The 25,785-nt window shown below is 50.3% G+C and carries 20 protein-coding genes and 1 CRISPR repeat array; of the genes, 4 read left to right on the forward strand and 16 right to left on the reverse strand.

Going from position 1 to position 25,785, the window contains the following annotated elements; translation table 11 throughout:
• Positions 1-7: 7 nt before the first annotated feature.
• The 7 genes from cas7e to cysJ all read right to left on the reverse strand — a co-directional run bounded on the left by cas7e (position 8) and on the right by cysJ (position 11,127).
• Positions 8-1,063, reverse strand: a complete 1,056-nt coding sequence (cas7e, locus tag AC0IWZ_RS16415) for a type I-E CRISPR-associated protein Cas7/Cse4/CasC (protein ID WP_410373942.1) — start codon at positions 1,061-1,063, stop codon at positions 8-10.
• Between the two features lie 26 nt (positions 1,064-1,089).
• Entirely contained in the window at positions 1,090-1,689 is a 600-nt protein-coding gene (gene casB, locus AC0IWZ_RS16420) for a type I-E CRISPR-associated protein Cse2/CasB (protein ID WP_471678909.1), read from the reverse strand.
• Positions 1,682-3,244, reverse strand: coding sequence for a type I-E CRISPR-associated protein Cse1/CasA (gene casA, locus AC0IWZ_RS16425; protein WP_471678908.1), 1,563 nt, complete (start codon positions 3,242-3,244; stop codon positions 1,682-1,684). The genes casB and casA overlap by 8 nt, the downstream gene beginning before the upstream one ends.
• A gap of 4 nt (positions 3,245-3,248) precedes the next feature.
• On the reverse strand, positions 3,249-5,924 hold the full coding sequence (gene cas3, locus AC0IWZ_RS16430) for a CRISPR-associated helicase Cas3' (RefSeq protein ID WP_471678907.1): 2,676 nt from the start codon (positions 5,922-5,924) through the stop codon (positions 3,249-3,251).
• 193 nt (positions 5,925-6,117) lie between these two features.
• Positions 6,118-6,451: a CRISPR direct-repeat array (repeat unit 29 nt; unit sequence CGGTTTATCCCCGCTGACGCGGGGAACAC).
• Positions 6,452-6,766: 315 nt separating this feature from the next.
• Positions 6,767-7,498, reverse strand: coding sequence for a phosphoadenosine phosphosulfate reductase (cysH, locus tag AC0IWZ_RS16435; protein WP_471679117.1), 732 nt, complete (start codon positions 7,496-7,498; stop codon positions 6,767-6,769).
• Between the two features lie 111 nt (positions 7,499-7,609).
• Positions 7,610-9,322 carry an assimilatory sulfite reductase (NADPH) hemoprotein subunit gene (gene cysI, locus AC0IWZ_RS16440; protein ID WP_034497969.1) on the reverse strand — a complete coding sequence of 571 codons (1,713 nt, stop codon included), beginning with the start codon at positions 9,320-9,322 and terminating at the stop codon, positions 7,610-7,612.
• Positions 9,322-11,127: an NADPH-dependent assimilatory sulfite reductase flavoprotein subunit gene (gene cysJ / locus AC0IWZ_RS16445; RefSeq protein ID WP_471678906.1), complete on the reverse strand. Its 1,806-nt coding sequence runs from the start codon at positions 11,125-11,127 to the stop codon at positions 9,322-9,324. The genes cysI and cysJ overlap by 1 nt, the downstream gene beginning before the upstream one ends.
• A gap of 300 nt (positions 11,128-11,427) precedes the next feature.
• Here cysJ and queD point away from each other — a divergent pair, with 300 nt between their 5' ends.
• The gene (gene queD / locus AC0IWZ_RS16450; RefSeq protein ID WP_172588727.1) at positions 11,428-11,790 is read left to right on the forward strand and encodes a 6-carboxytetrahydropterin synthase QueD; all 363 of its coding nucleotides are present in this window, start codon (positions 11,428-11,430) and stop codon (positions 11,788-11,790) included.
• Positions 11,791-11,821: 31 nt separating this feature from the next.
• Here queD and queE read toward each other — a convergent pair whose 3' ends face one another.
• Positions 11,822-12,493 carry a 7-carboxy-7-deazaguanine synthase QueE gene (gene queE / locus AC0IWZ_RS16455; RefSeq protein ID WP_034497975.1) on the reverse strand — a complete coding sequence of 224 codons (672 nt, stop codon included), beginning with the start codon at positions 12,491-12,493 and terminating at the stop codon, positions 11,822-11,824.
• Positions 12,494-12,765: 272 nt separating this feature from the next.
• On the opposite strand from queE, the gene AC0IWZ_RS16460 reads away from it, so the two are divergent.
• The 3 genes from AC0IWZ_RS16460 to AC0IWZ_RS16470 are packed head-to-tail and all read left to right on the forward strand — an operon-like array spanning position 12,766 to position 15,055.
• Complete coding sequence (locus tag AC0IWZ_RS16460) at positions 12,766-13,479, forward strand: nucleoside recognition domain-containing protein (RefSeq protein WP_410373937.1); 714 nt, start codon at positions 12,766-12,768, stop codon at positions 13,477-13,479.
• A complete protein-coding gene (locus AC0IWZ_RS16465) occupies positions 13,472-13,939 on the forward strand; it encodes a YjiG family protein (RefSeq protein ID WP_259267749.1) in 468 nt (155 codons plus the stop codon). Before AC0IWZ_RS16460 ends, AC0IWZ_RS16465 begins: the two co-directional genes overlap by 8 nt.
• A gap of 3 nt (positions 13,940-13,942) precedes the next feature.
• Complete coding sequence (locus AC0IWZ_RS16470) at positions 13,943-15,055, forward strand: M20 family metallopeptidase (RefSeq protein ID WP_471678905.1); 1,113 nt, start codon at positions 13,943-13,945, stop codon at positions 15,053-15,055.
• A gap of 41 nt (positions 15,056-15,096) precedes the next feature.
• Here AC0IWZ_RS16470 and adhP read toward each other — a convergent pair whose 3' ends face one another.
• The 8 genes from adhP to rlmD form a co-directional block, all read right to left on the reverse strand.
• The gene (gene adhP / locus AC0IWZ_RS16475; RefSeq protein WP_034497982.1) at positions 15,097-16,113 is read right to left on the reverse strand and encodes an alcohol dehydrogenase AdhP; all 1,017 of its coding nucleotides are present in this window, start codon (positions 16,111-16,113) and stop codon (positions 15,097-15,099) included.
• Positions 16,114-16,282: 169 nt separating this feature from the next.
• On the reverse strand, positions 16,283-17,587 hold the full coding sequence (eno, locus tag AC0IWZ_RS16480) for a phosphopyruvate hydratase (protein WP_034497984.1): 1,305 nt from the start codon (positions 17,585-17,587) through the stop codon (positions 16,283-16,285).
• An 83-nt stretch (positions 17,588-17,670) separates the two neighbouring features.
• Positions 17,671-19,311: a glutamine hydrolyzing CTP synthase gene (gene pyrG, locus AC0IWZ_RS16485; RefSeq protein ID WP_471679504.1), complete on the reverse strand. Its 1,641-nt coding sequence runs from the start codon at positions 19,309-19,311 to the stop codon at positions 17,671-17,673.
• Positions 19,312-19,536: 225 nt separating this feature from the next.
• On the reverse strand, positions 19,537-20,331 hold the full coding sequence (gene mazG / locus AC0IWZ_RS16490; protein ID WP_471678904.1) for a nucleoside triphosphate pyrophosphohydrolase: 795 nt from the start codon (positions 20,329-20,331) through the stop codon (positions 19,537-19,539).
• Positions 20,332-20,726: 395 nt separating this feature from the next.
• Positions 20,727-21,512, reverse strand: coding sequence for a DUF4225 domain-containing protein (locus AC0IWZ_RS16495; protein WP_471678903.1), 786 nt, complete (start codon positions 21,510-21,512; stop codon positions 20,727-20,729).
• Entirely contained in the window at positions 21,509-21,985 is a 477-nt protein-coding gene (locus AC0IWZ_RS16500) for an Hcp family type VI secretion system effector (RefSeq protein ID WP_034497993.1), read from the reverse strand. The genes AC0IWZ_RS16495 and AC0IWZ_RS16500 overlap by 4 nt, the downstream gene beginning before the upstream one ends.
• Before the next feature lie 131 nt (positions 21,986-22,116).
• The gene (gene relA / locus AC0IWZ_RS16505; protein ID WP_034497996.1) at positions 22,117-24,345 is read right to left on the reverse strand and encodes a GTP diphosphokinase; all 2,229 of its coding nucleotides are present in this window, start codon (positions 24,343-24,345) and stop codon (positions 22,117-22,119) included.
• A 57-nt stretch (positions 24,346-24,402) separates the two neighbouring features.
• The gene (gene rlmD / locus AC0IWZ_RS16510; RefSeq protein WP_471678902.1) at positions 24,403-25,728 is read right to left on the reverse strand and encodes a 23S rRNA (uracil(1939)-C(5))-methyltransferase RlmD; all 1,326 of its coding nucleotides are present in this window, start codon (positions 25,726-25,728) and stop codon (positions 24,403-24,405) included.
• Positions 25,729-25,785: the final 57 nt, after the last annotated feature.

The following is a 25,785-nucleotide window of genomic DNA, read 5'->3' on the forward strand; positions in this document are numbered from 1 at the left end:
TCACTCCTTACTGGCTGACAAAATTCAGCAGTTCCTGAAGCGTGCCATCACCTGATTCCACATTCATGACATATCGCTGTTCATCGGCCTGCGGCCCATATGCGCGAGAAAACTTCTGCTGTTGCTGCTCGAGGCGCGTAATGGCCTGAGCTTGCTGATCTTCACCGCGCACTGGGGTGAAGAATGCGACAGACAATGCGCGCGGTTGCTGTGTACCCTTTTCAGCCATGACATAAGAAGCCCAGGCGCGGGAAGCAAAGCTATTTTGTTTGCCACCAGGGGAAACGGTTAACGCAGTTTCGGTGAGTGCCTTCAAAGTACGCTGAACCAGCTCTTCGTTGCCCTTAAGGTTTTCCAACAGCAAATCGCGGCTAATGCAGATGTAACTGTAGAAAAGCGCCGAGGCAAAGCCCTGCTCCCCCATATGCGCAGAGCCTGAGTCTTCTTTGCGATTAAGGTCGTCAACGGCAGTAAAGAAATCCTCTTCAACCGTGACGGCGCTGGTTCCCAGCGCATGCGCCACCTGACAGGCTGCTTCGACGTTAAATTCAGGGTGAGACGCCAACATACGACCAAAGAGCGCAATATCTACCGCTTGCGCATTGGCACGCAGCAGTTTTAGCTCGTCATCAATGGGTTCGCGATCCTCGGCGATCAGCACTTCCAACAGCTTTTGAATTTGTTGTAGCTCTTCCGGGCTGACATGAACCAGTTGCTCAATTTCAAGATTACTTTCAGTCCTGGCCCCTTTATCGGTTTTGAGTTTACCGAACTGCCCGGCAATTTTTTCTGTGATGGCAATCGCCTTTTTCTCCGCGATTCCTTTTTCCAGAAGCTGTTGATAAATCTGCGGCCCCAGACGACGGGTACGCGTCCCGATATGCCCACTCAACGCATCCTCAAAAACATCAGAAGTGCGCCAGGCACGTTTCAGGCTTTGGGATGAAACGCGCAAGCGCTCGACGCCTCCCATAATGGCGGTTTTTGGGCGACCCGTGTCGTCACGGTTTAAATTTGAAGGAGCGTAAGCGGTAAGAATGTGAAGCTGAATAAAGGTTGTCATGATTATTATTCCATTAATTTCAAAGATTATTTTTCGACTGTCAGGAGATATTCGCTCGCCCAGCGCACGCTGAAACGCTTAAACGGGTCACTGTCGACAGGCTGGTTTTCTTCGCGCTGTTGCCATTCACGCATCCAGAGCAGAATGCCGTCGGCTAAGGAAACGATGTTGACGCCGCTATCGCCGCGTAACTTTACGGCGCGCGTGAGTTGGCTACACAATTCGGTAGGCGTTCTTACCGCCAATAAGCGGTCAAAGCGCAGGCGCGAAAGGCAAGGTGTGGAGCCGTTGAGTTTTTCACCGAGCTGGTATGCAAAACTTTTCTTTGGCTCGTCCGAATGTGCATGCGCGACAACGTAAGCAATCATGGCTAATGCAAGGGTATCGCTTTGTTTCAGCCCCACAATTTTAGAAAGCAACTGATTGAGGTGAAAAAATGCGCCAGTAGTTAACGCACCAAACGGTTGGGCGCTTCGACGCAGCTCCGCCCGCCAGGCTCGGCCATTGGTGGCAACACCCTGATGTTGGTTATTGCGTTCCTGCAAAAAATCGAACCAGCGACGCAGCACCTTAGTGGCAGCCGGGTCGGTTAGAACCACTGTTTTTGCGGTATCGACTTCAAACATCCTGTTTCTCCTTATGCTCACGCGTTAGCTGCAATAAAACATTTAAACTCTTTTGTTTCAGGAAGTTATTTTTCAAAGCTCGCCTGGCTTTTAAAATGCGTGCCAGGTCAGCGACCTCATCAGGGTTAGTCAATACCTGCTTATCAAATGTGTTAAACAAGTAATCACGCACCGCGATATGCCACAGACGCAAAGCGTCGCGTGCTTGTGGCAATTCGGCTGACGGGAATTGATTGAGGGTTTGCCATAACGCACTGAAATCGGCTTCGGTTTGCTGCCAGAAGGCGGTATCCACAAAGCTAAAATCACCTTTAGCCTCTTTAGGCGTTGCAAACCACGCCTCTTTTAATGCGTAACGCAGCAAAGGCAGGCTGCTCGCGGCAAGCTCCAGAGCCTGTTGGAGCAAATTTTTGAGTTCATCCTGGTGGGCTTTTGGCAAGGTGGATAACGGCAGGCGATGCTCATACCAGCACCGCGCTTTGGCGTTGTCCATGTCGTATCCGAAGCACCATAAATTGGTGAGCTTTGGCAAGGGATTCATAGCCACCACTTTTGCGGGGAACGTACTGTTAAGTTTGTCTTCCGCATCCACCACTAAGCCCAGCCAGTCTTTATACGCCAGCCCGCCCGGCTGCCCTTTCAGAGGGATCATGGGTGCGCTGGGGTCTTTCGTCGCTCGCCGATAAGGCGTGACGGGATGCATCCAGGTGTCGTACTGCACGCCGTAGTTTTTACTGCGAATATGAGTCAGCAAATGTGGATGCGTTTCGCCGCATAAATCACACTCTCCCGCCACCGTTTGGCTGAAATCAATCTCGATGCGGCGCGGCATTCCCCACCAGGCCTGTAGCGGATGGGCATTTTCCGGCGTGACAATATTTTTAGGCGTTTCACTGCTGCGCGTGGGTGCCAGCCAGGGGAATATCAGTGGCAGTTGCTCTTTTTGCCATATTTCACGCGAGGGCGTGACATTGAGCCAGAGCTTGCGCCAGAGCGCTTCGTCTGGTTTTTTCGGCACCAACAACGTGGTCATTGGCCCACCTCCGCGCATACTGGTGCGGTAGCCGACACCAGCGGCAGGGGAATTCGTCTGTACGGTATACAGCGCCATTGCCGTGCAGTGCGGGCAGAATTTTTGATATGCGGAGCGCTTGATGAAGTGATCTTTGTTGAGCTTGAGCGTGTTTCCACCAGGCGCATCTACCAGCAATCCAGAAATAGCAGACGACTCCACGGTTAGCGTCGCGAAATCCTGCAGGAATGCGGGCTTTTGCGGGCTAAATTTAAATGCTTCAGTGATGCGTTTCACAACCTCTTGCCAGCGTAGTGGCTCGATACCCTGTTCCCAAATCTCGTCCCACTCTTCTTCATCTTGTGGCGGCACCAAGGTTTGTAACAGGCCAATCAGCAGCTGATACGCCGCTCCCTGAAAATCCGCTCGCGGCCACGTTAGCTCAACAATCTCATTATCAAATAGCTGCTCAGGGGATATCTTCCTGTGCCGCCCGGAACGGTCAATAACGGGTAGCCAGGGATCGGCTATCAGTGAAAACATATTATTATCCTGCATAAAATCCCTCTTTTTGGTCCGTTTGTTTCAGCAGCCCTAACTCTCCACTGTAAAATTCTGACGCAACCCCACGCACCAGCAGCGCCACCTGCGCTTCAGGGTTACGGATGCTTAATCGCATTTGCTCCAGCGCCTCGTCTTCCAGATGCGGGATATCCGCCGCCAGCTTTTTCCATAGCGATACGCGAACAGACATACGGCTTTGCTCCCAGGCGTGAACCTCCATGTCGGCGTAAGGTTCACCGTTTTGCCAGGCGAGATAGAGATCGACAGTGGTTTCGCTCAAGCGAGTTGAGAGTTCAGCGTCATCCCAGGGATAATCGCTGGCGCTTCGTTTGTAACCATCATCACGCCGCAGCAGCGTCTGAGCTGCAATGCCGTTTGAGCTGAGATTTTTGCCGTAGGCATCGTCGCTCGCTCGCTGCAATCCCGGCGGCGCTGGCATCCATTCTTCATAAACACTTTCGACTAATTCTCGGGCATCTTCCGGCATGCGAATCTCGCCCTTTTCCCGCAATATGTATTGCGTGCGCCACAGGCAGGCGTGGTCGGCATAAACAAATCCAGTGCCTGAAATCGTCTGCTTTAACCAGTCAGGTTGAGGGTCGGCCTGCCAGGCTGGCGCAAGTATATGAAGCAGCGGATCAACACGGTTGCCGCGCTGGTGGCGTTGCAGGCGACCGGCACGCTGAATCAGTAAATCCACCGGGGCTAAATCGCTAATCATCACATCCAGGTCAATATCCAGACTTTGCTCAATGACCTGGGTCGCGATCAATACCTTGCCGCGCCGACCAGAAACGGTGCTCTGTTTACCAAATCTATCCAGCGCCTGGGTTTCGATTTTCATACGGTCGATAAAAGCGAAGCGGCTATGAAAAAGCAGTAAATCCTGCGCCGGAATTGTCGTGGACTGTTGCAACTGGCGATAAATCTCAATCGCTTCATCCACCGTATTTCGAATCCAGCATATGCATTGCCCGGCGTTAACGGCTTGTTCAATGAGCTCAATCCCTTGCTGCTGTTCTGTTAGCCACGCAATACCCACTGCACGGGCGACTTCAGGGCGTGTGGGGGTAAAACTTTCAGTGAGCGATTGAGTGGTGAGTTGAGAAAACCATGGATACTGTGCTTCAGGATCGGGGATGGGTAATGAGCCAGCGGTCCCTTTCTGGAAGGCCAGCAATAGCTTTTTCCGCAATGTGAACGGTAAAGTGGCACTGAGAATAATCGCACTGCCGCCCTGTGCTGCATGGAAAGTCAGCAACCCTTCTAGCAAACGAACCATATAGCTGTCATAGGCATGTACTTCATCCAGAATCAGCAACTTACCAAACAACCCAAGCAATCTAAGTGATTGATGTTTAAATGGCATCGCTGCCATTAAGACTTGATCCAGCGTGCCGACACCGACCTCCGCTAACAGTGATTTCTTCCGTGAATCAGCAAACCAAATATTGCAGGCGCTGCTGGCCGCGCTTTCGCCTGCCGCATAACTTTGCTGACCGCTATTTTCAGCACTCCACAATGATTGATTAAACGCATCAGACATATGGCGAGCGCCATGAGCCAGAATTAAAGAAGGCAAGCTATGTTGCGTAAACAATCCACGCCAGGCCTTAGAAAGGCGGTGATACATGGCATTTGAAGTCGCCATGGTAGGAAGCCCGACATACAAGCTGTCGCCATTGCCAGCGGACAATAAACGATGCGCCAGTATGAGTGCAGCCTCCGTTTTCCCGGCACCGGTCACATCCTCAAGCACCATCAGCTGCGGCCCCGGCGCTGAAATATCCACCTGCAATGCTTTTTGCTGGAGTGGCGTCAAATGCTCAATAAAGGGGAATAACGTCTGATAAGAGTTGAACGGCTGAATTGCGGAAGGTAGCGATAATTGCTGCAATGCGCGCTGTGCCTGGTTTTGGGCTTTTTGCCAATATTCAGCAAGAGGATAAATTTCGCTGACCAACGGAAAATAAATATGATTCGAACCGAGCCAATCCGCCAACACCGTTAAACCAGCAATCAACCAGCTTTGCTGCTTGAGCTTTTCCCTCCAGGCTTTATCAGCAAAAAATTCCGGGAAGGCTTTCATCTTCATCAGTTGCGATAAATCGGCTAACCAATTTTCAGCGGCTATTTTGTCTTCTTCAGTAAAAGACAACGTTCCTCTCACATCAACTTTGGGTGGTTTCCCGTGATGCCCCATGACAATACTGAACCAGCAATCAAGCGCATAAGCGGATTTTTTTCGCTGTTCGCAGTCAGGAATTGCATCGCGCAATTTCTCTTCCCAGCGGGGCTGTAAGAAATCTTTCCACAGCCAATAACCAAGCGAATCATGGCGTTCGCAATAAACTTTACCGCTTACAGCCGGAACTAATAAAGCATGAGCCTCGCCGGATAATTGCTGGAAGCCACGCGCAAATTTACCGAGATCATGTGCACCCAAAATCCACGCAAACCAGCGCGCTGCTTCGTCCTTTGTAAATCCAAGCTCAGCAAATATATCCGCCGCGTGAAAGTGGTTACTCATTACCATCTGCCAACCACAGGCGGCCACATCAAGGTTATGCCACGACAGCAAATGATAAGGCGCACTTTCGCAATCGCCTTTAGATCGCGTTTTCCCCCAATAGAATAAATAATCGGCTTGCTGATTCATAAATAGCTGCCCAATAAATATATAGGGAGTTAATACAACGCAAACCGACATTCTTAAACTTGATGAAAATCATTTAATCCTTTGAATTTAAATATATTTAAAAACATTATTGAATGTTTAATTAATTTTTTCATAAATAAAGGAAGGCAAAAAAGCGAAAATAAAATAGCAGTATGCATAGTTTTGTTTGGTGTTGTTTTTCCCCGCTGACGCGGGGAACACAAACGCCACAAATGGTATCGGACAGAAAGGTGCGGTTTATCCCCGCTGACGCGGGGAACACGGGTAATGGCCTCAGCTAGTTCTCGCGCAAAACGGTTTATCCCCGCTGACGCGGGGAACACCTGAACAATCCACGAACGGTAGCCCCGTCAGACGGTTTATCCCCGCTGACGCGGGGAACACTGCGTCATTTTCAATGCTGGACATAAAGCCTCCGGTTTATCCCCGCTGACGCGGGGAACACGCCAGAATATGGGAATACGGGCTGTCGGTACGCGGTTTATCCCCGCTGACGCGGGGAACACACTAAAAATAATCACCTGATTTCTAAGAGTATTTTAGAGTCTAAAGTTCCCACCAGTTTATTCTGTTTTATTAACCATCTAACTATTTGATTTTTTGAAACGAAAAACCTGATTGCAGTTGAATGGCAGAATCACCAAAGATTTCAAAGTTCAGATATTTAATGTGACTCAGTTGACCATTAATCAATCAGGTGTCTATTGATTCACATCAGTTAATGAGGGTTGTGTGCGGAGAATGAAGAATCGGATAAGGAGCTTCAAAAGCTGGGTGTCTCGGCGTGTTTTGAATAGGTCACGCCGAGCTTCGTTAAACAATTACTCGTGCAAGCCGCACTCACGTTTCAGACCGAAGAAGCGAGTTTCCTCTTCTGCCATACCTTCTTCCCATTTCCGCGTAGTGTGTGTGTCGCCTACTGAAAGGTAGCCTTGATCCCACAACGGGTGATATTTCAAACCGTTGGCGGTGAGGTACTGGTAAACCTGGCGGTTGTCCCAGTCGATAATCGGCAGAATTTTAAATACTTCGCGTTGAATCGCCAGCACCGGCAAGTTTGCACGGCTGCCCGATTGCTCGCGACGCAGGCCAGCAAACCAGGTTTGCCCGTTTAGCTCACGCAGAGCACGATTCATCGGCTCCACTTTGTTGATGTCATTGTATTTCTCAATGCCTTCAACGCCCTGCTCCCACAATTTGCCGTAACGCGCTTCTTGCCACGCCGCACTTTCCTTCGCGCTGTAGACTTTCAGGTTCAGCTTCAGCTTGTCGGTCAGCTCATCAATAAACTGGTAAGTTTCCGGGAACAGATAGCCGGTATCGGTGAGGATAACCGGAATATCTGGAAACTGCTGAGTGACCAGATGCAAACTCACCGCCGCCTGAATACCAAAACTAGAAGAGAGCACAAACTCGCCCGGCAGATTCTCCAGCGACCAGCTAACACGCTGCTGCGCCGTGAGTTTTTCGAGCTGGCTGTTGACCTCGGCCAGCGCCATCACACGCTCAACTTTTGGCAATTCATTCAGCGCTTTTAAATCGAGTGCGGCCATAAGTTCCTCGCTTGTTGCTTGAATCATGGTGGATGGCGCCTGCGGCTTATCCACCCTACAAGAGCCTTTCGTCGGTTGGATAAGCGTGAGCGTCATCCGACATTAAAATGGCTAGTCCCACAAGTCCCGAGCCGGGTCCAATACCGGGCGAATGATCCCCGCACGGATGGTGAAATCGCCAAAGCCTTCGTCAGCTTCACGCTCTTTCGACCAGCGCCCCACCAGTTCATCAATAGAGGCCAGAATTTCCGGTTCGGTGATATTTTCGCGGTACATACGCGGGATACGCGTGCCGATACGGTTGCCACCGATGTGCAGGTTGTAACGCCCTGGCGCTTTGCCTACCAGGCCAATTTCAGCCAGTAACGCGCGCCCACAGCCGTTCGGGCAGCCGGTAACACGCGTGACAATGTGTTCATCCGGCACATTGTGTTTCTCCAGCACTTCTTCAACTTTAGTCACAAACTGCGGCAGGAAGCGTTCAGCTTCTGCCATCGCCAGCGGGCAAGTCGGGAAGGCAACACAGGCCATCGAGTTTTCACGCTGTGGTTTCACCGCGTTCATCAGGCCGCTTTCTTTAGCAATTTTCTCGATTGCCGCTTTCTCGCTTGCCGGAACGCCCGCCACGATCAGGTTCTGGTTGGCAGTCAGGCGGAAATCGCCTTTGTGGATCTTCGCGATCTCCATCAAGCCGGTTTTCAGTGGGCGGCCCGGGTAATCGAGGATGCGGCCATTTTCGATAAACAGCGTCAGGTGCCATTTGTCGTCGATGCCTTTTACCCAGCCAATACGATCGCCACGGCCGGTAAATTCATACGGGCGAATCGGCTCGAACGTAATGCCTGCGCGACGTTCAACTTCGGCTTTAAACACGTCAACACCGACGCGTTCGAGGGTGTATTTGGTTTTAGCATTTTTACGGTCGGTACGGTTGCCCCAGTCGCGTTGTGTGGTGACAACGGCTTCGGCAACGGCCAGCGTGTGCTCAAGCGGAATGTAACCAAACTCGCTCGCGGTACGTGCGTAAGTCGCTTTATTACCGTGTTCTATAGACAAGCCGCCGCCCACCAGCAGGTTGAAGCCCACCAGCTTGCCGTCTTTGGCGATCGCGATGAAGTTCATGTCGTTGGCATGAAGATCGACATCGTTCTGCGGCGGCACAACGACCGTGGTTTTAAACTTACGCGGCAGATACGTTTCACCGAGGATCGGCTCTTCGTCGGTGGTCGCGACTTTCTCTTTATCCCACCAGATCTCAGCGTAAGCACGGGTGCGTGGCAGCAAATGCTCAGAGAGTTTTTTCGCCCATTCGTAGGCTTCCTGGTGTAGTTCAGACTCCACCGGGTTAGACGTACAAAGCACGTTACGGTTGACGTCGTTGGCGGTTGCCAGCGCGTCCAGCCCGACTTCATGCAGCATTTCGTGAGCCGGTTTCACGTTCTTTTTCAGAATGCCGTGAAACTGGAAAGTCTGACGGTTGGTCAGACGAATGCTGCCGTAAATGGTTTTATCTTCGGCAAATTTATCAATCGCACGCCACTGTTCGGTGGTAATAATCCCGCCCGGCAGACGGCAGCGCAGCATCATGGCGTGGCGTGGCTCAAGCTTTTGCTCCGCACGTTCTGCACGAATATCGCGGTCATCTTGCTGATACATACCGTGGAAACGAATGAGCAGGAAGTTGTCGCCTCTGAAGCCGCCGGTCAGCCCGTCCTGCAAATCTTCTTTGATGGTGCCGCGCAGATAATTGCTTTCGCGTTTCAGGCGCTCGGCATCACTCAATTTGCCTTCGACCACTAATGGTCCTGGGTGTTTTTCGCTCATTAGTAGACATCTCGCTGATAACGGCGCTCAACGCGCAGCTCACTTAAAAATTCATCTGCCGTTTCGAGGTCCATGCCACCGAACTCGGCTACCACTTCCAGTAATGCTTGCTCTACGTCTTTTGCCATGCGATTTGCATCGCCGCAGACGTAAATGTGGGCGCCTTCGTTAATCCAGCTCCACAGTTCCGCGCCTTTTTCGCGCAGTTTATCTTGTACGTATATTTTATGTTCCTGGTCGCGTGACCAGGCGAGACTGATATTGGTTAGCAGGCCGTCTTTGACGTAGCGCTGCCATTCAACCTGATAAAGGAAATCATCAGTAAAGTGCGGGTTGCCGAAGAACAGCCAGTTCTTACCGCTTGCTCCGTCGTTTTCACGCTGTTGCATGAAGGCGCGGAAAGGCGCGATACCTGTGCCTGGGCCAATCATAATCACCGGGGTTTCCGGGTTGGCTGGCAGGCGGAAGTTGTCGTTATGTTCGATGAACACACGCACTTCGCCGTCTTCTTCCAGTCGGTCAGCCAGGAAGCCAGATGCACCGCCAGTGTGCGCGCGGCCTTCGATGTCATAACGCACCACGCCGACTGTAATGTGCACTTCGTTTTCTGCTTCTGCCTGCGACGATGCGATGGAATAGAGGCGCGGCGTCAGTGGGCGCAGCAGTTCAATCAGCTGCTCAGCAGTTAATTCTGCTGGCGCGTAACGCACCATATCCACGATTGGCGTGTTCTGCGCAAAGTGTTGCAGCTTGGTTTTATCGCCAACCAAATCCAGCAATGCGGCATTGCGAGTCACCTGCGCGTATTTCTCAACGATATTGACGGTGTTAATCGTCAACTCGAAATGCCATTCCAGCGCTTCACTCAGCGGCAGTGTTTTGCCATCGACGGTGACGCTTTCATCGCCTTTGAGCCATAACAGTTCGACCAGCTCTTTCACCAGGGCTGGATCGTTTTGATACCAGACACCCAGCGCATCGCCCGGCTGGTAACGCAGACCGGAATCACCCAAATCAATCTCGAAATGGCGCACGTCTTTTTCAGAATCGCGGCCGGTGATTTTCTGGTTAACCGCAAGCGATGCAGCCAGTGGCGCTTCTTTAGTGTAAGGGCTTGAGAAAACTTCGTTGACCACGCCCGTTGCTGTCACTGCTGCTTGTGCCGGAGTTTCCGCCGGGACACGGGATTTCAGCACTTCAACAATTTTTGCCCGCCACTGCTCGGCTGCTGGCTGGAATTCGACATCGGTATCGACACGATCAAGCAGGCGTTCGCCGCCCAATTCCGCCAGTTTGGTATCAAAGTCTTTACCGGACTGGCAGAAGAATTCGTAAGAGGTGTCGCCCAGACTAAAGACGGCAAATGCCGTATCCGGGAGTTTTGGTGCTTTTTTCGAGAAGAGGAATTTATGCAACGCCACCGCTTCTTCAGGCGGCTCACCTTCACCCTGGGTTGAGGTAACAACAATCAGCAGTTTTTCCTGGGCAATTTGTTTGAATTTGTAGTCGCCCGCATTAACCAGATTGACGTTCAGTTTTGCTGCCAGCAAATCGTCGCGTAATTGTTCGCTCACGCGACGTGCGTTCCCGGTTTGGGATGCGGAAATCAACGTAATCACCGGAATTTCTGCCGCAGGTGCCTGAGCTGTGGTAACAGCACCCGGTTGTTGATTAATCATTCCCCAGAAATAGCCCGATAACCAGGCCAGTTGAGTCTGCGAGAAATCAGTTGTCGCCGCCTGGAGGCGTGCCAGTTGCTCCGGTGTCAGCGGTAGCAACGCGGTCGGTGGGGCCTGAGTCGTCATGCGTATTGGGTTCCAGTAGCAAAGGTCCGTTTTCAAGAATAAACGGCAATAAGGTAAGGTTAACCAGAGCGATAGTAACAATTAAAGAAGGGATAGAAATAACAAATAACCAAAATGACTAACCGCTTTTATGGGTAATTCATAACGTTAAAAGTGGTTATCTAAGCCTATGAAAAACAAAAGATAAAATAGAAAAGAAGCAGAGATACAGGGATTTACTCCTGGGGCATGATTTAAGTTAATGCGCAAAATAGTGGATTCCGGTACTATGCGGCGGTTTTTCGCCCTACAGAGAAAGTAATAATGACCACCACCCTGTTTAAAGATTTTACCTTCGAAGCCGCTCACCACCTGCCGCATGTGCCGGAAGGCCACAAATGCGGCCGCCTGCATGGCCATTCTTTTATGGTGCGTCTGGAAATCACCGGCGAGGTTGATCCTTACACCGGCTGGATTATGGATTTTTCAGAACTGAAAGCGGCGTTTAAACCGACTTATGATCGTCTGGATCATTACTATCTGAATGATATTCCAGGTCTTGAGAATCCGACCAGTGAAGTGCTGGCAAAATGGATTTGGGATGAGATGAAGCCAATCGTGCCGCTGTTAAGCGCGGTGATGGTGAAAGAAACCTGTACCGCCGGGTGCGTGTATAAAGGTTAAAAGAAAGGCACCTTCGGGTGCCTTTCTTGTTTTACGCAATATTCAAATATTTGTGCGTCTGCATTGAAAGCCGCCAATTGCGGGCGATACATGTTTCAATGCACAGACGCGTGGCGTCTTCTTTCTGGCTGATAGGCTGGAGCGCAATCACGCGTTTTTTGTCATCCACCAGCGTTGCCAGCAATTCATCCAGCGCTTCAATATCGCGCATGCGCCCAACCGGATGTTTGATTTCGTCCGCGCGTTCTAGCGCCTGAGAAAGCACATCGTAACCGCCACGCATATTCACTTTCGGAGAGACCGTAACCCAGGTTCCCGCAGTACAACGCACTTCGTGCGTGCCGCTGGTTTCTATCTGGCAACTATAACCGTGGTGTTCAAACAGTGAGGTCAGCGGCGTGAGATCGTGAATGCACGGTTCGCCACCGGTAATCACCACGTGACGAGCGGTGTAATCCTGACGCTGGAAAATAGCCAACAGATCTTCCGCAGTCGCGCTGCCCCATTTATCGGTTTCTTTGGTTTTAGCCAAAATGCTGAACAGAGAGACTTCACGATCCGCGAGTTTATCCCAGGTGTGTTTGGTATCGCACCACGCGCAACCCACCGGGCAGCCTTGCAGGCGAATAAAAATGGCGGGCACACCAGTAAAATAGCCCTCCCCTTGCAGGGTCTGGAACATCTCGTTAATCGGATACTGCATAGTCTTCTCAGAAATAGGTGTAAAGAATAATTATCGCAGAAGTCGCGGTTGAGGTCATGCGCAACGCGGCTGCTGCGGCATTTGTTCTAAAATAAGTCCCTAAGCCGACCCAATAACCACCCAGCAAACAAGGTTATTGTGCTTATCATCACAACAATTACCCTTCTCTTCTCTCTATGCCTGACTGCTTGATCCCTGTCATATTCCGCTGCCCGCAACACACTTAGCATCGCCTGCGTATTGACCCCATCAATGACATAAGGAAATGATATATGGAAAGTTCGGTTCATTCAGGTGACCAACGCGTGGGGCCTGGCGCCTATATTGCGTTGCTGTTCGCAATGGTGTTCTTTTCTGGGCTGTTGGGTGGCAAGGAGTGGTATGGAGTCTTCGACTTCACCACATTAAACGGTGCGTTTGGCAAAGTCGTCACCGATGTCAATCTTTCGGGCGATGCCGTCGACGCGGCCAAAAGTGCTTTTCGCGGTAAGGGTGGGCATGGGGCAATGGACGGTTTCCTGTTCGCCTTTGGCCTGATTCCAGCGGTGATGTTTGCGCTGGGGATGATAAACGTACTTGAGCATTACGGTGCACTGAATGCGGCCCGTAAACTGCTAACACCTCTGTTACGCCCACTTCTCGGGATTCCAGGTTCCACCGGCCTTGCGCTGATTGGCAGTCTGCAAAGTACCGATGTCGGCGCCTCGCTCACTCGCGTGTTAGCCGATGAAGGGCAGATAACCGACAAAGAAAAAACGATCTTCACGATGTTCCAGTTTTCTGCGGGCGCCATGATAACCAACTTTTTCTCCTCCGGTGCCGTGCTCTTTACACTGATTACCATTGACGGAACGAGCGCTGTTCCAGCATCCATCGGCCTGTGCGTCGCGGTGATGTTCATCATGAAAATCGTCGGGGCGAATGTGATGCGCCTGATTCTTAACGTCACAGAACGTAAGCACAGTGTGGAGGTGCAACATGGCTGATACCGCTAAACCGATGATCACCGATGTGTTCGTCGCGGGTGCCCGCAAAGGCTGGAATATCGCGACCACCAGCACCCTTCCTAACGTGCTGATGGCATTCATTATTATTTACGCTCTACAAATCACTGGCGCACTGAACGGCCTGGCATGGATATTTGGCCCGTTGATGAAAGTTTTTGGCCTGCCCGGTGAAGCGGCTGCGGTTCTCATCGGTGGCTGGATGTCGATGGGTGGCGCAATCGGTGTTGCTATCACTTTGTTTGAAAAAGGCATTCTCACCGGTGCTCATCTTGCCATTCTCGCCCCTGCCATTTATCTGATGGGCTCTCAAGTGCAATATGCTGGCCGCATCCTTGGCGTGGTTGGCATTCCGGCAAAACGTATTCCCTTAATGATCGCAATTTCGGTGCTGAACGCATTTGGCGCCATGTTAATTATGCGACTGATGATTCTGGAGTAAGACATGGATTTGAAACAGTACCTTCAAGAACTCAAAAAACTGGTCAATATCGACTGTGGCACGGCAACGATTGATGGCGTTGAAGAAGTCAGCCGCATCATTCAACAGTGGTATCACAACGAAAACTGGCATTGCGACCGAATCGCTCTCGGCGAAATAGTTGGCCCGGGTTTATTTGCCACCAATAAGCCAGACGCTGAACATTATGATGTGCTGCTGGTCGGGCATATGGACACCGTCTTCCCGGTTGGAACCGTGGCCGAGCGCCCATTCAGCATCGAAGGCAATCGTGCTTACGGTCCAGGCGTTTCAGATATGAAAAGCGGCCTGCTGAACATTCTCTGGGCATTACGTGAGATGGATAAAACGACACTTGAGCGTTTGTCTATTGGCGTGGCAATGAACCCGGATGAAGAAACAGGATCGGCGCATTCGCATCACTGGATTGGTGAACTGGCAAAACGCAGCCGCTGTGTGCTGGTGTGTGAAGCCGCAAGGGCAGACGGTTCGCTGGTTAAAGCGCGTAAAGGCATCGCGGGTTATAAGTTAACGTTTAAAGGTGTGGCAGCGCATGCGGGTAACGACCCGGAAGCGGGCCGCTCCGCGATCAAAGCGCTGGCACGCGCGGTGCTGGAAATCAGCGATCTGGCAGATATGGCTAAAGGCACGACCATCAATACCGGCGTGATTTCAGGTGGTGTGGGGGCAAACATCGTGCCGGAGCATGCGGAGATGATTGTTGATGTCCGCTTCCAGGACAACGATGAATATGCGCGAGTCCACGCCGCAATCCAGGCTTATGGCCAGCGTGAGTTTGAGCGTGATGTGAAAACGAGCGTTCACCAACAAGCGCACAAACCTGCGATGGCACCGACGGCTGATACCGAAGAGTTGATGCGAATTGTCGAGCAAGCGGGTGTTGCCGAAGGGATCGACGTACGTTGGAAATCGGTTGGCGGCGGTTCTGATGCTAACCACACAGCAGCGCTGAGCATCCCTTCACTGGACGGTTTCGGCCCGATTGGCGCGGGGTTCCACAGCGCATCAGAATACCTGGAGATAGACAGCATTGAGCCGAGAATTCGTCTGCTTAAGCGGGTAATTCAGTCGCTTTAAAATCAAATGGCCGGGGAAATCCCGGCCAACCTGGACAACGCTTATTTCTTAGTTTTAAAATCAATAACCATACGGCCTTTGATTTTGCCCTCTTCCATTTCCTTGAAAATAGCATTGATATCTTCAAGCGGACGCATCGTCACTTTTGGCACAACTTTACCTTCGGCGGCAAACTGGAAGGCTTCAGTCAAATCCATGCGGGTTCCCACCAGAGAACCGACGACTTCGATACCATCAAGCACCAGTCGCGGAATGTTTAGACTCATAGACTCAGAAGGCAGGCCGACCGCAACGATACGTGCACCAGCACGAACCGCATCGACCGCCGAGTTGAATGCCGCTTTTGCCACAGCCGTGACGACCGCCGCATGAGCACCACCTACTTTCTCCTGAATAACTTTGGCCGCATCTTCGTTGCGCGAGTTGATGACTAAATCTGCTCCGCACTCTTTAGCAAAATCGAGCTGCGCGTCATTAACATCAATGGCAATGACTTTGGCATTAAAGACATTCTTCGCATATTGCAGCGCGAGGTTGCCAAGGCCACCCAGGCCGTAAATCGCAATCCATTGACCAGGCTGAATATGGGAAACTTTCACCGCTTTGTAAGTGGTGACGCCCGCACAGGTTACGCTACTGGCTGCAGCTGATTCGAGGCCGTCAGGGACTTTTACTGCGTAATCGGCAACCACAATGCACTCTTCAGCCATACCGCCGTCAGCGGTATATCCCGCATTCGTTACGCTACGGCACAGTGTTTCGTTACCGGTATTACAATATTCACAATTACCGCATCCACGGAAGAACCAGGCAACACTTGCACGATCTCCCACTTTCAGCGACGTGACGCCGGGGCCGATGGACTTCACCACCCCGATCCCTTCATGACCCAGCGTAATGCCGGTTACATCACCAAAGTCTCCGTTTTTCACATGTAAATCGGTGTGGCAAACACCGCAACACTCCATTGTCAGTAATGCCTCGCCGTGTTTCAGGGCACGAACGGGTTTATCTATGATGCCGACAGAGTGGTCTTTGTTAACAACTGCAGCTTTCATGGCGGTCTCCTGACCTGTGAGTGAAATAACCCACTAATCCTGGTCGAGAGCACTGGCAACCGCAAACGGCATTCCTGGTTTATGCGAGAGTGGCTCAGGTTTGGTGAAAAATGCGCACAAAAAACCCGCCGAAGCGGGTTTTTTAATCAGAATTTAAAGCAGTAACGAATTACTGACCTTTAACTTCTTTCAGACCGTTGAACGGAGCTGGTGTGCCCGCAGCAGCCAGTGCTTCTTCGATACGAATCAGCTGGTTGTACTTAGCAACACGGTCAGAACGGCTCATAGAACCAGTTTTGATCTGGCCTGCAGCAGTACCAACAGCCAGGTCAGCGATGGTAGCGTCTTCAGTTTCGCCTGAACGGTGAGAGATAACTGCAGTGTAGCCAGCATCTTTCGCCATTTTGATCGCAGCCAGAGTTTCGGTCAGAGAACCGATCTGGTTGAATTTGATCAGAATGGAGTTAGCGATACCGTTGTCGATACCTCTTTTCAGGATTTTGGTGTTAGTCACGAACAGGTCATCACCAACCAGCTGAAGTTTGTCGCCCATTACTTTGGTCTGGTATGCGAAACCATCCCAATCAGACTCGTCCAGACCGTCTTCGATAGAAACGATTGGGTACTGTTTGGTCAGGTCTTCCAGGAAGTGGGTGAATTCTTCAGAGGTGAAAGCTTTGTTGCCTTCGCCAGCCAGAACGTATTTACCGTCTTTGTAGAATTCAGAAGCAGCACAGTCCATAGCCAGAGTAACGTCTTTACCCAGCTCGTAGCCTGCAGCTTTAACCGCTTCAGCGATTACAGCCAGTGCTTCAGCGTTGGAACCCAGGTTTGGCGCATAGCCACCTTCGTCACCAACAGCAGTACCCATACCTTTAGATTTCAGAACTTTAGCCAGGGTGTGGAAAACTTCAGAACCCATACGGATGGCTTCTTTCAGAGTTTTCGCGCCAACTGGTTGAATCATGAACTCTTGGATATCAACGTTGTTATCAGCGTGCTCGCCACCGTTGATGATGTTCATCATTGGCAGAGGCATAGAGAACTTGCCTGGGGTGCCGTTCAGTTCAGCGATGTGTGCGTACAGCGGCAGGCCTTTAGAGGCAGCAGCAGCTTTAGCAGCAGCAAGAGAAACAGCCAGGATTGCGTTAGCGCCGAAGTTGGATTTGTTTTCGGTACCGTCCAGGTCGATCATGATCTTATCGATGTTAGCCTGGTCTTTCGCATCTTTACCAATTACAGCCGCAGCGATCGGGCCGTTAACTGCAGCAACGGCTTTCAGAACGCCTTTGCCCAGGAAGCGAGATTTGTCGCCATCGCGCAGTTCCAGCGCTTCGCGGGAACCAGTTGAAGCACCTGATGGTGCAGCAGCCATACCTACGAAACCGCCTTCCAGATGAACTTCAGCTTCAACAGTCGGGTTACCACGGGAGTCGATGATTTCACGACCGATGACTTTAACGATTTTGGACATTAGATTTTCCTCAGTACAAGTTAAACTAAAACTCCAGACAAACAACGCGCGAAACATTCGCGCGTTGTCGTTCTAACTCTCTCTTACTTCGCCTGACGCTTCTGGAACTCACCGGCAGCTTTAACAAAGCCTGCGAACAGTGGGTGCCCATCACGCGGAGTAGAAGTAAATTCCGGGTGGAACTGGCAAGCAACAAACCACGGATGATTTGGCACTTCGATGATTTCTACCAGTTGGTCATCACCGGAACGGCCCGCAACGCGCAGACCTGCTGCTTCAATTTGCTTCAACAACATGTTGTTGACTTCATAACGATGGCGATGGCGCTCAGTAATTGTCGGTTCACCGTACATCTGGCGCACCAGACTACCATCGGTCAACTGACACTGCTGGCCACCAAGACGCATGGTGCCGCCTAAGTCGCTCTTTTCAGTACGAACTTCAACGTTACCTTCTTCGTCGCGCCACTCGGTGATTAAGGCGACCACCGGGTATTTACAGTCTGGCACAAATTCAGTTGAGTTGGCGTTAGCCATGCCTGCAACGTTCCGTGCGAACTCAATCAGCGCAACCTGCATACCTAAGCAAATGCCCAGATACGGAATGTTTTGCTCACGAGCATAACGCGCGGTGGCGATTTTGCCTTCCACACCACGGTAACCGAAACCGCCAGGGATAAGGATAGCATCCAATCCCTTCAGCACTTCTTCAGCACCGCGAGTTTCAACATCCTGCGAGTCAATCAGCTTGATGTTAACGGTCAGACAATTTTTCAAACCACCGTGTTTCAATGCTTCAATCACAGATTTGTAGGCATCTGGCAGTTCAATGTACTTGCCGACCATACCAATTGTGACTTCGCTTGTCGGATTCGCTTCTTCATAAATAACTTGTTCCCATTCGGACAAGTTAGCTTCAGGAACGTTCAAGCTGAATCGTTTACAAATATAATCGTCCAGACCCTGTGATTTCAACAGACCTGGAATTTTATAGATGGAATCGACATCTTTTAGAGAAATAACCGCTTTCTCCGGGACGTTACAGAACAATGCAATTTTTGCACGTTCGTTAGCCGGAACAACGCGGTCAGAGCGGCAGATCAGCACATCTGGCTGAATACCGATAGAAAGCAGTTCTTTTACGGAGTGTTGAGTCGGTTTAGTTTTCACTTCACCAGCAGCAGCCATGTATGGCACCAGAGTCAGGTGCATATACAGGGTGTGCTCACGACCCACTTCAACCGCCATCTGACGAATCGCTTCGAGGAACGGCAGGGATTCGATATCGCCTACAGTACCGCCGATTTCAACCAGCACGACATCGTAGCCTTCGCCACCTTCAAGGATGCGTTCTTTGATTGCGTTCGTGATGTGTGGAATAACCTGAACAGTCGCGCCCAGGTAGTCGCCACGGCGCTCTTTACGCAGAACTTCTGAGTAAATACGGCCAGTGGTGAAGTTGTTACGACGTGTCATTTTGTTGCGAATGAAACGCTCGTAGTGACCTAAATCAAGGTCGGTTTCAGCGCCGTCTTCTGTAACGAACACTTCCCCATGTTGAATAGGGCTCATGGTACCCGGATCGACGTTGATATACGGATCGAGTTTCATGATGGATACGTTGAGGCCACGGGCTTCGAGAATAGCTGCGAGGGAGGCTGCGGCAATGCCTTTACCCAGAGAGGAAACGACCCCGCCGGTCACAAAAATATAGTTCGTTGTCATGCTGAACCTGAAGAGTTAGGTTTAAAGACGATGGAAGTACCAGGACGGGAAAGTAGTATACCCGAACAGTATCGGCGCCACAAACTTTCATTCTGTCTGCAAAGCCCTGACCTCGCGCTTTGTCAGGGCAATGAAAATAGCCCGTTTGGCATAAATGTTTTTGACGTAAATCAAGCGCTTGTTAAATTGGAATTGCCATAAAAAGCGCTTGACCACAAAAACGCGTTAAATTTCAGTTTCCTGGCGTTTAACCTGCTGCCAGACTTGTTCCATGATTTCCAGGTCAACTCCGGTCATTGTCAGGCCCCTGTCGGCAATAATCCTTTCCACTTCGCGGAAACGACGCTCAAACTTCAGGTTAGCTTTTTGTAATGCCGTCTCAGCTTTGGTGCCTAAATGGCGTGCTAAATTGACGGTAGCGAACAATAAATCGCCGACTTCTTCTTCCAGTTTGGCTTCATCAACGACGGCTTGTTTTGCCTCATGCATCACTTCGTCGATTTCTTCATAGACTTTGTCTAAAACTGGGCCAAGCGTGGTCCAGTCAAAACCCACCGTCGAACAACGTTTCTGGATTTTGTGCGCGCGCATCAATGCAGGTAATGCGTGAGGAATATCATCTAACGCCGAATGCTGCGCTTTTTCCGCTCGCTCATCACTTTTGATTTGTTCCCAGCGCTCTAACACTTCGGCACTGTTTCCGGCGGTGCCGTCGGCAAAAATGTGCGGGTGGCGACGTTCGAGTTTGTCGCTGATAGCTTTGCAGATATCGTCGAAACCAAAGCGCTCTTCTTCCTGCGCCATTTGCGCGTAAAACACGACCTGGAACAGCAAATCACCCAGCTCACCGCGTAAATCGTCAAAATCTTCGCGGTTGATGGCATCAAGCACTTCGTAGGTTTCTTCCAGCGTGTAAGGCGCGATGGTGGCGAAGGTTTGCTCACGGTCCCATGGGCAGCCTGTTTCCGGGTCACGCAGGCGCTTCATAATGCCCAGTAGGCGGGTAATTTGAGAGGACATATCGGCTCTATTTTTGTCAAATTTGTGGCTATCTATAGCAAAAAATGAGGTCGAGTTTCAATGAAATTACTCTTTCCACGTTTTTTTAGGTTGAGTCAAAATGTTAAAAAAAAGAGGAAGAATCATGCCATGAATCCATACAAAAAAAGTTGAGATATACATAATCCAGTCGTCATTTAAATATACGTTCAGATTTGATAGTAAACCATAGGGGAATGTTCCATATTTCAAAATATGGAATTGCGTGCCACCAAGAATCATGACAGAGATCACATACACAACCACAAATAATGAAGTATTAAATTTCACAGCATAAACGAAACACATCCCCTGTATCACAACAAACACAACCGAAGTAATGAGATACAAAAACAGAAAAAAAACATCCTCCATCATTATTCCTTTTCTAAGCCAGCTATCGTTGCACTATCTGAGGAGATTTCAATCGTTAGTTCGGACGGTGTCATTTTTTTGAAAGCATAAATTTTATCTTGGTTCATATATCGGAATAATCGCCACGCTTCTGGTTTGTTCACTTTGGTAAGTAAACCATTTACAGATAACCCAAGGTCAACCACAGCAAAAGCATTTTCGCCCTGTTTTTCAGTAAACCCCGCTTCTTTTGCGACGATCTGATAAACTTGTTTCACATACCCGACTTTTTCTTTTCGATATAACAAATAATATCCATTTTCATACATATTATTTGTACCGTGGGCAATAAGAGTTCCTCCAAACGCTGCACAACCTAGCCCTAACGTCCCCGCACAAGCACCATATCCCGCTATAATTTGTGTTCCCCCACCCACAAAACCGATTTGTTTGATGACTAGTGTCTTCCAACCATTGTGCTCAGTTTCAGCCTCCTTTTCAGCTTCAATAATGATCCATTGCTGCACTCGTTGAGCAAAGAGGTCGTCACTGGATTTTTTAAGGTAATTATACTCTTGCTGCAATACATAAGTCGCAGCATTCAAAGTTATTCGGCCTTCGACAAAAGCCGTTTCACTCTGTGAAATTAACTGTTGAACCTCTGCCAGGAAGCGGCGTTTTATATACGACTGTCGCAGGTAATTTCGCGCCACATGCTCACCCAAATTCTTAAGCTGTAACGATAATCGGTGTAATGTCTGAAAGGAAAAACTGTTTTCAATTTCAGAGGAAAATCTCGCCACTGTCATACGCGGTCTTCCCAGAAACTATATCCGCAAGTTCCAGCCGCATGGTGTTCCCAGGTAATATCATTATAGCGCAGCGAAATAACCTCCTCAGGCTGAACCTCGCTTTGCGTTACTGAGTGTGGGTAATCAATAAACATTTCAACAATCACTGCGCGATTAATTTTTATGGTGAAATATTTTTCCTGCCGCCCATGTGAAGCCGTACGATAAAAATCTATAACGAGTGTTAATTCTTCCTGATTAGATATTGCCACGCCCAGTAACGGTGTCGCTTTATCAATGGCTTTTATCAGTGTGACTGGGAGGTGGTTAACATTTTTGTCGCAAAGAATATGATGTTTGAATGAAAGAAGTTGAATTTGATCGGCATGAGATAACTGGCATCTGTTACCAATCGACTCTATCGATGAACAACCTTGTGAAATAAGACCCTGTTTATTTCCTGTCAGACTCATATAAATAGAATGTGCCATGGCTAATCCTTTAAATGAACACGAAGAATATACTTTACTCAGCTCATAAGGAAAAACAACGACATAAATATATATGATTAATCATTTGAAATAAGCAGCGGAAATACTTCCGCTGCAAAATTAAAACTCTATCAGCCGTGCAAGCGCCTGGCGTCGATAATATCAGGCACCTGATTCAGTTTGCCCAATACCCGGCCCAGCACTTGCAGGTTGTAGATTTCGATATTCATATCGATGGTCGCCAGTTGCTGTTTGGTGTCGCTGCGGCTCGCAACGCCCAATACGTTCACCTTTTCATTCGCCAGAATGGTTGTGATATCGCGCAACAAGCCGCTGCGGTCATTGGCGGTAACACGCACCACCAGCGAATAACCGCTGGAGTAGCTTTCGCCCCACACCGCATCAACGATACGTTCTGGCGCGTGTGATTGCAGTTCCGCAAGCTGGTCGCAGTCGGCACGGTGAATAGAAATACCGCGCCCCTGAGTAATAAAACCAACAATCTCATCACCCGGAATCGGCTGGCAGCAACGTGCGATGTGGTGCATCAGGTTGCCAACACCTTCCACTACCACGCGTCCATTATCTTTGCTGCGCGATTGTGGCGTGTAGGATTTCTTCTCTAGCTGGCGTAGGGCTTGCTCATCCTGTTCAGCCGCCGTTGGCTTATTAAACTGCGCTTGCAGGTAATTACTCATCTGGTTAAGACGAATATCCCCGCCGCCAATGGCCGCTAGTAATTCTTCAATGTCATTGAAGTTGTAGCGCGGCAATAATGACTTTTCGGCTTCTTTCAGGCTGATACCCAGATGTTCAATTTCATCATCGAGGATTTGGCGCCCGGCCAGAATGTTTTTGTCGCGATCTTGCTTACGGAACCAGTTGTGGATTTTGGCACGCCCACGGCTGGTAGTGATGTACCCGAGGTTCGGATTTAACCAGTCACGGCTTGGGTTCGGCTGCTTCTGGGTGATGACTTCAATTTGATCGCCCATTTGCAACTGATAAGTAAACGGCACGATGCGCCCACCGATTTTCGCTCCAATGCAACGATGCCCGACATCGCTATGAATATGGTAGGCAAAGTCCAGCGGCGTAGAGCCTGCCGGTAAATCCACCACGTCGCCTTTCGGCGTAAACACATACACGCGGTCGTCGAATACCTGACTGCGCACTTCGTCCAGCAACTCGCCGGAGTCGGCCATTTCTTCTTGCCAGGCGATCAGTTTACGCAGCCATGCGATACGATCTTCATGACCTGAACTTCCGCTCTTGGCATTGCCTTCTTTGTATTTCCAGTGCGCCGCCACACCCAGTTCCGACTCTTCATGCATCTGCTTAGTACGGATCTGAATTTCAATGGTTTTGCCATTTGGCCCCAACACCACGGTATGAATCGACTGATAACCGTTCGGTTTTGGGTTGGCAACATAGTCGTCAAATTCATCAGGCATATGGCGGTAATGAGTGTGCACGATACCGAGCGCTGCGTAGCAATCCTGCAAACGTTCAGCCACCACGCGCACCGCACGCACATCAAACAACTCGTCAAAGGCGAGGGATTTCTTCTGCATCTTGCGCCAGATGCTGTAGATGTGTTTCGGGCGACCATACACTTCAGCCTTCACACCCTCTTCTTTCATCGATTTACGCAGCGCACTAACAAATTCGTCGATGTAATGCTCGCGGTCTATTCGACGCTCGTGCAGCAATTTGGCAATACGTTTGTATTCATCAGGATGCAGATAACGGAAGCAGTAATCTTCCAGTTCCCACTTGAGCTGGCCAATACCGAGGCGGTTGGCGAGTGGTGCATAAATATTGGTGCACTCTTTTGCCGCCAGGACGCGTTCGTCTTCCGGCGCGTCCTTCACTTCACGAAGGTGCGCGATGCGTTCTGCAAGTTTGATGACCACACAGCGGAAATCATCGACCATCGCCAGCAACATGCGGCGAACGTTATCGACTTGTTCAGCAGAAACGGAATCGGTGTGGGCCGCTTTCAGTTGGCGAATAGCCGCCATGTCGCGCACACCATGAATCAGCGTCACAACCTGGTTATCAATGCTTTCGCGCATCACTTCTTCGGTCACGACGCCTGCATCTGCCAGCGGGAACAGCAAAGCAGCGCGTAGGGTGTCGTTGTCCATGCTCAACATCGACAGAATTTCCACCATCTCGACGCCACGCCATAACAGCAGCTCTGCGTTCGGGTGGCCTTTCGTCTGTTGCTCGCAATACCGCCAGGTTTCGGCTAAGCGTTCACATGACTGCTGGTTAGTGATCCCGAGGCTCGCAATCCATCTGTCGGGCGCAAATTCGCCAGCTTTATTGAGATGTGCACTTCTTACCGCAACCATTGTCCATCCTCTTCGGTGTATACCCTACGCCTTGAACTTTATCGGGTATGTATCAAATCACTCGACCTGATCTAACCGCTCAAACAGCGCCATTGACTCCAGGTGCCCTGTGTGCGGGAACATATCCAGCATTGCCAGTTGGCGCAGTTGGTAGCCTGCAGCCAGCAATGCCTCGCTATCGCGGGCAAGCGTGGTCGGATTACATGAAACATAGACCACTCGCGTTGGCGCAAGTGAAATCACATGCTGCATGACACCCGGCGCCCCCGCGCGTGCGGGGTCGAGCAATATTTTGTCAAAACCCTGGGCAGCCCAGGGCTGACGAGTCACATCTTCTTCCAGGTTTTCATGGAAGAATGTGACATTTTTCAGCGAATTACATTCTGCATTATATTCAGCTTTTGCCACCAGCGCAGCAACGCCTTCCACTCCAACAACACTTTCAGCGCGCGTGGCAAGCGGGAGCGTAAAGTTTCCCATTCCACAGAACAGGTCCAGCACGCGGTCGGTTGGCTTAATATCCAGCCATTCAATAGCACGTGCCACCATTTGCTGATTCACGCCATCATTCACCTGAATGAAATCACGCGGACTGAACGTTAAGCGTAGTCCGTCTGAATGATAGCTGGGCTGAACATCACCCAGGGCCGTGAGTGTCTCACTGTCAGGCGCGAAAAACAGATCGACGCCATGAGAATGCGAAAAGCGTTCCAGTTTTTGCCTGTCATCATCATTCAGAGCATCTAAATGACGCAGCACCATCAACGGGCCATTATCGGCATGAACCAATTCAACATGCCCTAAACGGCGAACGGCTTTTAAACTGGCTAAACATTCGTGCAAAGGTTCTAGCAGCGCTTCAAGCTGGGGCACCAAAACTGGGCAACGCTGGATATTCACCAGTTCGCTGTCCTGAGATTTACGAAACCCCATTTGCAACGTCTGTGTTTTCGCCAGGTAATTCAACCCCAAACGCGCACGACGACGATAACCCCATGGTGTCCCAGAAATTATTTCGTCCACCACCGCCGGGTTTTCACGTTTGCCCATCATGCGGGCCAGCGCCCTGGATTTGGCTTGTTGTTGCAGTTCGATGCTGGCGTGTTGCTGCTGGCAGCCGCCACAGACACCAAAATGCGGACAACGCGGTGTCGCACGTTGCGGGCTATCGTTTAAACGCCGCTTAACTTTAGCCTGAGCAAAGTTACGTTTATCTTCAGTAATGGTAATGTCGACCTGTTCACCAGGCAGTGCGCCCTGGATAAAAAGCGCCTTACCGTTGTGGCGTGCGACGCCTTGGCCAAACGGGTCAAGGTCGTTAACCGTCACGGTTATGATCTGACGAGTCGTAACCCGTCGCTTTGCAGAGTAGAATTGCGCCATGAGCCAGAATGCTCTCTCAAAATATTAACTATTGCTTCAATTGTCCCATATCGGAAC

The sequence above is a fragment of the Buttiauxella sp. AC142 genome (genome assembly GCF_979253435.1).

Excerpts from the sequence above, each read along its gene's own strand:
- relA (WP_034497996.1), bottom strand. The coding sequence starts at position 24,345 with ATGGTTGCGGTAAGAAGTGCACATCTCAATAAAGCTGGCGAATTTGCG.
- AC0IWZ_RS16500 (WP_034497993.1), bottom strand. The coding sequence starts at position 21,985 with ATGGCACATTCTATTTATATGAGTCTGACAGGAAATAAACAGGGTCTT.
- AC0IWZ_RS16460 (WP_410373937.1), top strand. The coding sequence starts at position 12,766 with ATGGAAAGTTCGGTTCATTCAGGTGACCAACGCGTGGGGCCTGGCGCC.
- AC0IWZ_RS16470 (WP_471678905.1), top strand. The coding sequence starts at position 13,943 with ATGGATTTGAAACAGTACCTTCAAGAACTCAAAAAACTGGTCAATATC.
- AC0IWZ_RS16465 (WP_259267749.1), top strand. The coding sequence starts at position 13,472 with ATGGCTGATACCGCTAAACCGATGATCACCGATGTGTTCGTCGCGGGT.
- mazG (WP_471678904.1), bottom strand. The coding sequence starts at position 20,331 with ATGTCCTCTCAAATTACCCGCCTACTGGGCATTATGAAGCGCCTGCGT.
- adhP (WP_034497982.1), bottom strand. The coding sequence starts at position 16,113 with ATGAAAGCTGCAGTTGTTAACAAAGACCACTCTGTCGGCATCATAGAT.
- eno (WP_034497984.1), bottom strand. The coding sequence starts at position 17,587 with ATGTCCAAAATCGTTAAAGTCATCGGTCGTGAAATCATCGACTCCCGT.
- queE (WP_034497975.1), bottom strand. The coding sequence starts at position 12,493 with ATGCAGTATCCGATTAACGAGATGTTCCAGACCCTGCAAGGGGAGGGC.
- cysJ (WP_471678906.1), bottom strand. The coding sequence starts at position 11,127 with ATGACGACTCAGGCCCCACCGACCGCGTTGCTACCGCTGACACCGGAG.
- cas7e (WP_410373942.1), bottom strand. The coding sequence starts at position 1,063 with ATGACAACCTTTATTCAGCTTCACATTCTTACCGCTTACGCTCCTTCA.
- rlmD (WP_471678902.1), bottom strand. The coding sequence starts at position 25,728 with ATGGCGCAATTCTACTCTGCAAAGCGACGGGTTACGACTCGTCAGATC.
- AC0IWZ_RS16495 (WP_471678903.1), bottom strand. The coding sequence starts at position 21,512 with ATGACAGTGGCGAGATTTTCCTCTGAAATTGAAAACAGTTTTTCCTTT.
- cysI (WP_034497969.1), bottom strand. The coding sequence starts at position 9,322 with ATGAGCGAAAAACACCCAGGACCATTAGTGGTCGAAGGCAAATTGAGT.
- cysH (WP_471679117.1), bottom strand. The coding sequence starts at position 7,498 with ATGGCCGCACTCGATTTAAAAGCGCTGAATGAATTGCCAAAAGTTGAG.
- cas3 (WP_471678907.1), bottom strand. The coding sequence starts at position 5,924 with ATGAATCAGCAAGCCGATTATTTATTCTATTGGGGGAAAACGCGATCT.
- casB (WP_471678909.1), bottom strand. The coding sequence starts at position 1,689 with ATGTTTGAAGTCGATACCGCAAAAACAGTGGTTCTAACCGACCCGGCT.
- pyrG (WP_471679504.1), bottom strand. The coding sequence starts at position 19,311 with ATGACAACGAACTATATTTTTGTGACCGGCGGGGTCGTTTCCTCTCTG.
- casA (WP_471678908.1), bottom strand. The coding sequence starts at position 3,244 with ATGTTTTCACTGATAGCCGATCCCTGGCTACCCGTTATTGACCGTTCC.